Source organism: bacterium, from assembly GCA_035529855.1.
Classification (GTDB): domain Bacteria; phylum RBG-13-66-14; class B26-G2; order WVWN01; family WVWN01; genus WVWN01.
Genome location: DATKVX010000062.1, coordinates 1 through 7,810 on the forward strand (window position 1 = coordinate 1; position 7,810 = coordinate 7,810).

The 7,810-nt window shown below is 58.9% G+C and carries 7 protein-coding genes; 3 read left to right on the plus strand and 4 right to left on the minus strand.

All coding sequences use genetic code 11. From position 1 onward, the window contains the following. From VMX79_06670 to VMX79_06685, 4 genes are all read right to left on the minus strand, one after another. On the minus strand, positions 1 to 1,430 hold a 1,430-nt coding region (locus VMX79_06670; protein ID HUV86778.1), incomplete at its 3' end, for a hypothetical protein. 285 nt (positions 1,431 to 1,715) lie between these two features. Then, entirely contained in the window at positions 1,716 to 3,191 is a 1,476-nt protein-coding gene (locus VMX79_06675) for a sugar transferase (protein ID HUV86779.1), read from the minus strand. 4 nt (positions 3,192 to 3,195) lie between these two features. Beyond that, complete coding sequence (locus tag VMX79_06680) at positions 3,196 to 3,843, minus strand: hypothetical protein (protein HUV86780.1); 648 nt, start codon at positions 3,841 to 3,843, stop codon at positions 3,196 to 3,198. Positions 3,844 to 3,879: 36 nt separating this feature from the next. After that, positions 3,880 to 4,863, minus strand: a complete 984-nt coding sequence (locus tag VMX79_06685; protein HUV86781.1) for a BMP family ABC transporter substrate-binding protein — start codon at positions 4,861 to 4,863, stop codon at positions 3,880 to 3,882. A 361-nt stretch (positions 4,864 to 5,224) separates the two neighbouring features. Between VMX79_06685 and VMX79_06690 the strand changes: the two genes are divergently transcribed. The 3 genes from VMX79_06690 to VMX79_06700 all read left to right on the plus strand — a co-directional run. Then, positions 5,225 to 6,205, plus strand: coding sequence for a hypothetical protein (locus tag VMX79_06690; protein ID HUV86782.1), 981 nt, complete (start codon positions 5,225 to 5,227; stop codon positions 6,203 to 6,205). 276 nt (positions 6,206 to 6,481) lie between these two features. Further along, positions 6,482 to 7,273 carry a zinc ribbon domain-containing protein gene (locus tag VMX79_06695; GenBank protein HUV86783.1) on the plus strand — a complete coding sequence of 264 codons (792 nt, stop codon included), beginning with the start codon at positions 6,482 to 6,484 and terminating at the stop codon, positions 7,271 to 7,273. A 119-nt stretch (positions 7,274 to 7,392) separates the two neighbouring features. Further along, a partial coding sequence (locus tag VMX79_06700) for a zinc ribbon domain-containing protein (protein HUV86784.1) occupies positions 7,393 to 7,810 on the plus strand: 418 nt, incomplete at its 3' end.

Genomic DNA, 7,810 nt, shown 5'->3' on the forward strand with positions numbered 1-7,810 from the left:
AGCTCCTGCTCGGCGTCGTAATAAGAGTATTCTATACTAAAACCCCGAGCGTCATACTCCGTGCGGATGACGGCAACGCCGCCCCGGGCTTCCGTCAACGCACCATCGGGGCCGTATCGGCTTTCCTCTACTTCCTTCCCCCGGTCGTCGTACCTGTACCGGTAAATAGCAACGGCGTAGTTATCCCCCGCCAACTCGCCATAAGCGTCGTAATAGGCCTTCTCGACCTCGTTCCCTCGCACGTCGTATTTAGTCCGAATCAAAGCGACCCCTTCGTAAATAGCCCCCGTTAACCGCCCGGCCGCGTCGTAATATCCCATTTCGACCTTTTTCCCCCGCTCATCGTATTTATAACGCCTAATAGCATGGCTAACGTCCTCACCCGCCCTCAGCTCGCCGTCGACGCCATAATAACTTGTCTCCAAACAGTTCCCGTCCTCGTCGTACTTCTCGCGTATAATCGCGGCGCCCCATCCGGGGTCCACCAAACGGCCCGCGGCGTCGTAATAGCTTTCCCCCACTACGTCGAGCCACTCATTGTACTCGTAACGGTAAGTGGCTACGCCGTAGTCGTCCTCTTTTAACAGGCCGTCTCCGCCGAAATATCTTTCCGCTACCATGTTCCCATATCCGTCGTAATCGTAAAGGTAAAAGGCAACGCCCCGCGAGCCCTCCCGCAGATTACCGTCGCCGTCGTAAAAACTCTCCTCGTTTACGTTTCCGGCGTCGTCGTATTCCCAACGCGCGACGCTACGGAGATGAAGTCGATTGCTACCCGGCTCTTCGTCCAAACCGTAAATGAACGCCTCGATTTCGTTACCCCGTTCGTCGTAGTCCCAACGGTAAGCCGCCGCGCCGTACGAGGACGCGCGCGTTACGCCGTCCACGCCGTAATAAACCTCCGCCCGAAGGTCTCCGTACTCGTCGTATTTGTAGCGGATGACGCCGACGTCGTCCTTCGCCTGCGGCTTACCGTCGGTACCGTAGTAACTCTCCTGGGCGAGATTACCCCGTTCGTCGTATTCGTAACGGACCACGAATTCCGGGGCCGAACGTACGCGGCGCCATTCGTACTCGTGCCTAGACTCGACCTTCCGCCCCAACTCGTCCACCTTCCAATAGTAGCAACAGATTCCCTCGTTATCCCCGATGATAACGTCCTCGCCTAGGTCATAACGGGTAAGAGAAACCCGGTACCCGTTGCCGTCTAATTCCAGCCTTTCGGAGTAAGCGCCATTATTACCGTACATCGGCTTCCCCCTAACGTCATAAAAACTCCTCCGCTCCCACCCCTCCCCGTACTCGACGGCGACGCGGGCGACGCCGAAGCAGTCATCCACCGCCGGCTTCCCGCCCTTGAGGAAAACGACGCTCGTAAGCCTCCCCGCATCGTCGTAATCCAGCCGGTAGCAATTGACTTTATCCGCCATAATCGCGGCTACCGGGTGCCGGCCCACTATTTCGTATCTGCCGTCAACCCTTACCTTACTATAATCACGACAATCCGCCGGACGCCCTTGGGGGAACCCGGCGGTGATTATAGAAGCCGCTATCACGGCCGCGATGATAACCGTCGAACACGTTTCAGAATGGGCGCGCATTATTCCCTCCTAAAGTACTAACACCCGGATAACCGTCCTCCTAAAAGTAGAAATAATATAACCGCTAAATTATGGCATTTAGCGGCTACGAATACAAATTACGGAAGGGAAATATTAATACGCGCCGCGCATCAAGACCACGACCGGAACCGTCTTGAGGAGGAGCTTGAGGTCGAGCCACAACGACCAGTTCTCGATGTAGTAGATGTCGAGGCGGACCATCTCCTCGAACGTTAGCAGGTTGCGGCCGCTGACTTGCCACAGGCCCGTGACGCCCTGCGGGACCGTTAAGCGCTTCATCTGCCAACGCTCGTACTCCTCGACCTCCTCCGGTATGGGAGGCCGCGGCCCCACGAGCGACATATCCCCCTTCAGCACGTTGAGGAGCTGGGGGAACTCGTCGACGCTGAACTTGCGCAGCAGCTTGCCTACGCCGGTAACGCGCGGGTCATTCTTGATCTTGAATATCGGCCCGTCCATTTCGTTGAAGTCGGCGAGTTCGGGCAGCATCTCGTCGGCGCCGACCACCATGGAGCGGAACTTGAAAATTTTGAACGGCCGGCCGTCCTTGCCCAGGCGCCCCTGGCGGTAGAATACCGGCCCCCGGGAATCTATCTTTATGAGGATGATTATTAAAAGCCAGAACGGCAAAAACAACACGATGCCCGCCAGCGCGCCGGCGATGTCCATGGCCCGCTTGATGTATCCCTGCCAACCCTCGAGCGGCGAGCGCCACAAACGCAAGAGCGGAATGGAGCCTATTTGCATTACGGAGACTCGGCGCGTCACCAACTCGAAGAGGTCCGCGATTACCATAAAAGGTATTCGCCTCTCGCGCAATTCGAAGACGACGTGTAGCAGGTGGCGGTGGGTCGCGGAGGGGATGGCCACCAATACTTCGTCTACGTCGTGCGATACTATAACGTCGGGGAGCTTCTCAAAGGCTCCCAGGACTTCGACGTCTTCGAAAATTCGGCCCGCCTTGCCCGGGTCGTCGTCGATAAAGCCCACCACGGAATAGCCGAACTCGGGGTGCAGTTTAATTTGATTGGAGAGGATGCGGCCGCTCTTGCCGGCGCCGTAGATGACGGTGCGCATCAACCCTACGCCGCGTTCCGCGAGAAAACCGACCACTTTGCGTAAAGTGATGCGCCAAAGGTCGATGAGTACGAGGCTCACGACGAAATTGCTGACGATGATAGCGCGCGTATAAGGGAGCTGAGGGAATAAAACCGAGATCGCCATCATACAGAAGGCGGAGATTATCAGCGACTTCATCACGAGGTAGAGTTCGTCGAGCCGCGCCATCGAACGTTGGCGGACGTACAGGCCGCGGTTGAAGAATACCGCGACGGTCACGAAACTGTAGACCAGGGAGACTTCGAGGTAGGTAGCCAGGCCGAAGTGTTGGCCGGCGACGGGGGCGGTTAACGGCTCGCGTAAGAAGCCGGCTACGCCCAATATTTTCCCCTGAAGTAAGAGAACGACGAGGGTCGAGAGGTTGAGCAGCAGGAAATCCACCACCAGCTTGACGAGGCCGACGACGCGGTGGTAAATCCTTTCGCCTACGATAACGGTTTCGGGCGACATATATTTAAAAGACGGCGCCGGCGCCGGTGCAAGCGCGGACGCACACGCCGCATATGTACTGGTTCGTAATCCGCTTTTTAAACTCGCGCAACTTCTCGAGGCAACGGGCGCGGTCCCAATCCTCGGAACCCTCGCCTATAGCGCCCGCCGGGCACGCCGAGCGGCACGCGTAGCAATCGCCGCAATCGCCCGCGGCCGGTTCATCCGCTTCGAGCGGCGCGTCCGTAAAAACGCTTACCAGGCGCACCCCGGCGCCGAACCGCGGCGTAACGAGCATGTTGTGGCGGCCCACGAAACCCAGGCCCGCGAGCTGCGCCAGGCGAGGGTGGCTTACCGAGCCGAGGACGCGGTCCCAATCGACGACCTGCGACGCCGGCACCGCCAGCGTCGCGTAAGCTCGGCTCTCCAAAAACGACGCCACCCGGCAGGCGACGTTATCCAAGGCGGCGTTTACGACCCGATAATGGTAACCGTATATGCGCGTCGGCGCCGTGACGCAAGTCTCCACCACGCCCCGCGACAACGCGACGGCCGCGACGACGGCGCGCCCCAAACCGGCGAACTCTTCGGGAACGCCTTCCCCCACGGCCGCTACGCCGACGAGAGCGGCACCGCCGGCCCGGGCGACCCCTTCCACCTCGGACCTAACCAAAGCTAAAGCCTTCGTCGCCGCCACGGAAAAACCGCTCTAGCCGGCGGTCGCGACCGCCAACCGTTGGCGCGCGGCCTCTATTTTGCGTACCGCTTCGGCCGGGACCAAAGAGCGGTTGTTGTCGTCGATGGGATAAGAAATATGTTCGCTCGCGATACTTATCGTGCGCTCGCCGCCTTTGAAGTCGCCGGACGCGGCCTCGCGCAACTCCTCGAATATGACGTTATCCCATCTGATATTCAACGACGTGATAACGTACCCCGGCTCGAGGTAATTCTGATTCGACTCGTAACCGATTACGAGTTTATCTCGCTCTCGGGCGACGGCGGCGACGGCGGCGTTCGCGACACCCGCGGCGGCGAAGATCACCGCCGCGCCGTCGTCGAAAAGCTCGTCGGCGAGAGCGCCGGCCCGGTCGCGCGCGACGGGGGCGGCGAAATCGTCGCCCATATAAACGACGGCTATCGGCGACGACGGGTTCTCCGACTTGACGCCGTCGCGGTAGCCGGCAGCGAGCTCCTCGGTGGCGGCGTCCTTGCGACCCCCCAGAAACGCGTAGCCCCCCGCCGGGACCGCGGCCGCGGCGGCTACGCCCATCAAATACCCGGCGTCGGCGGCCGGAAAGCTCAAGGACTTGACGTTGGCCGCGCCCCTTTCGCCGTCTACGAGGACGTAAACCGTGCCGGGGTATTCGCGGGCCAGGCCGTGGACGTAATCCTCCCATACCGGCGACGCGACGATTATCACGTCAGCGCCGGCATCGCCCGCCTCGCGCAGGTAAGCGCGACCTTCGGCCTCGCTAACGGGCTCGTAGCTGCAGACCCGCGCCGCTACGCCGCTCTCCTCCGCAAAACGCTGGCACCCCCGCCAGACCATGTCGTTCTTCCCCTTATCGCCGAGGCCGCCGGCGTCCATTACCACCGCAACGTCGAAGCAGTCGACATCGCGTCGACCGCGGCCGCAACCCGCGCAAACCGCGGCTACGAGAAAAAACGAAATCACGTTCGTCGTAGCTTTCATACCTCTGCTTCGCCCGCGAAAAAAACCCGTCGTCGGACGGTCGTCCTTGCCGGTCACGCACTCATTTAAACGAAACCGGCTGCGCCGGCTGCCGGAAATCCCCGCGCCGCGCACGCGCCCGGCTAAACAGCCCGCCGGCCTTCGGTTCGTTTCACCTGCCGACCATCAACGCTTGCCGATACCGACAAGCGCGATAAGCACTTAACCGTGGACAAGATTCTAATACCGTATACCGTCGGTGTCAACATTTTTCATCGGGCCGTACCGACGGCGGTTCACAAGCAAAAAATACTTGCTTTTAAGGAACCGATTTCATAATATATCAGCAAGAAAGCTAACCTCAAACCAGAAGGAGGAAAGCATGAAATTATCGCGCTTATTTTTAGTCATGGCCCTACCGCTTATCGCGGTGGGCGCGGCCTTCGGTTACACCATGCCGGGACACGCACCGTACGACGGCCTTATCTCCGTCGACCCGGGCGGCATGCCGATAGTACCCGAAGCGCTGCACATTAACGTCGGCGCCGGGTATTGGAGCGCTACTAAAGAGTTTAACGACGACGGCGACAGCGTAGCCAAAAACGCCGAACCGAACGCTCTCCTCGTCCCGTTGGACATCGGCTACGCCTTCAACGAGCACTATATGGCCGACGTTACGCTGCAGATACTTCGCCCGAGCAAGACCTGGAAACCCGGTACGACGGAAGAGAAAACCGTAAACGCGATGGGCTTGGGCGACATCTGGGTCAAGGCCCGCGGCCTATGGGAAAGCGCCACGGACCTCTACCTCGGGCCGCGGCTGGCCGTAAAAATCCCCGTGGGCAAGGTCGACCACGCATCCGAAAAACCCGACCTGGGCGACGACCAGATGGATATCGACGTAGCGGTGGTGGCCGGCAAATACGGCGATTCCACCATGTTCAAGATGAGCGGCCAGGCCGGCTTCCGCTACCGGATGAAACGGACCATCCCGATGGCCGTTAAAGACCCGGCCCAGCCAACGCCCGCCACGCTGGACGTGGACCAAACGCCCGGTATGATGATATACCTGCATGCCGAACCGGGCATCGGCACCGGCAGCGACCAGGCCTTCCAGATCTACGTACCCATCGGCTACGAGATGTCGTTGGAAGATTCGTACGACGTCCCGAGCACGTGGCCGCAAAACGTAACCGAACCCGAAGGCCTATCCCATTCTTCCTTATACGTGGGCCTGTACCCCAAGTACCAGCTCGACGAACGCAACGCCATCGGCCTGAAGTTCATGTACCCCGTAATGGGCAACAACACGCCGCAGGCTATGTACTTCACGCTCACCTACGGCGCGTTCATCAAGATGTAGCGTATTCCCGAATTATCGCTTCGGAACGGGCGGCCTCGCGGCCGCCCTTTTTTTCACATATACAACGGTTATAAAGCCACCCGTAGAAGGGCCGAATAACGTGAGGTATTTATGGCACCCCGGCGGCAATGACGAGAAAAAAACTTATAAATTAAACTTGACTAAATAAGTAGACTAAATTTAAGGGTTGACATAATAAACGATAATGATTTATATATAATTAAAGGAAATCGAATTTTTATCAATAATTCTCATTCAAAGCGGGAGGTTCCCGAAATGCACGACGCACTAAAAGGTAATGGTTGCCTTGTACTTATCTTAGCGTGTGCCCTATTATGGGCGAACTTCGCGTGGGCGTTACCTTGGAACCGCATCACCGAAGAGCTCGAGTCGACAGTCGCCGAAGAACTCCCCATAATCGAATACGCGCCGCTGACGTACGCCGGAAATACGTACAACGAAGTAATATATGAAATATTCGACGTCGCCGCGGCGGAAGACACCTGGACGTGTACTAATTGCAACCACGAAAACCCGGCCGACGCGAAGTACTGCTCGGCGTGCGGTACGAAAAAGGGAGAGGAAGCGGCCGCCACCGGCCTATCGGACGTTAGCGTTTGTCCCAAGTGCGGATACGTCAACGAGAAGGAAGCCGAATTCTGTGGTGGTTGCGGGTACGACTTCTACGGCGCCGGGCCCGGCGCGGCCGGACTAGAAATGGTCCACGTGCCGGGGAGAGGTTACGTCCCCAAGGGGACGATGATCGCGCCCGGCCACGCAAGGACGTCTATATGGGTTACGGGGCTCTTAATATGGCTCCTAATCGGCCCGGGTATCGCGGCCTTGGGCCTATCCGAAAAATCGAAACCGAAGTATATAGCCGGCGGCACCATATCGGGGGGTGGTTTGATTGTGTTTCTCATCGGCCTCGCCGTTAAAACGGAACCGGTTTACGCGTCGCGCACGACCCCAGGCGACGACGTTCAACCGCGCCTGGCGTACGCGCGGAAATCTTTGGAGCCGGACGGCCTCGCCGTCAAAGTGGAGCTGCCGCTATTTAGCTTCTAAGAGGAATATAACGCGAGCGATGGGATAAAGAATCGACAGCCGGCCCGGGGGTTGGTAGCCGCGAGCCACGGCCCAACCCGAGGCCGTTTCGGAAGAGAAAAGATATAAGGAGTGAGCGCTTGAGTAGACGGGCCGTATTATTTTTAACCGTCTCCCTAACCTACGTCATAGGTCTCGCCCCTGGAGTCGCGAGTACGGGGGCGGAAACGCTCGCCGTAGCGGCCGCCGAGGAGACCCAAACGTGCCCCGCGTGCGGGTACGAGAATAAGGCCGACGTAAACTACTGCATCAAGTGCGGCGCCCCGTTGAAAGAAGAAGCGCCGGGCGAAAAAATATACTGCCGGCAATGCGGCGCAACTTCGCCCGAGGGCTCGACGTTCTGCACCGCGTGCGGTTGCGCGTTAGAGGAAATAAAACCGGGCGTCGGGGCGGCTTCAGCGCCGCGCGCGCACGAAATAGGTATATATTTTACCGGCGGCCTGGCCTCTTACGAAGGTGATATGGGAAATTCGTGGGCTGCGGGTGCCGGCTTAACCG

Coding starts and splice junctions, on each gene's coding strand:
- VMX79_06685 (HUV86781.1), bottom strand. CDS start 4,863: ATGAAAGCTACGACGAACGTGATTTCGTTTTTTCTCGTAGCCGCGGTT.
- VMX79_06690 (HUV86782.1), top strand. CDS start 5,225: ATGAAATTATCGCGCTTATTTTTAGTCATGGCCCTACCGCTTATCGCG.
- VMX79_06695 (HUV86783.1), top strand. CDS start 6,482: ATGCACGACGCACTAAAAGGTAATGGTTGCCTTGTACTTATCTTAGCG.
- VMX79_06675 (HUV86779.1), bottom strand. CDS start 3,191: ATGTCGCCCGAAACCGTTATCGTAGGCGAAAGGATTTACCACCGCGTC.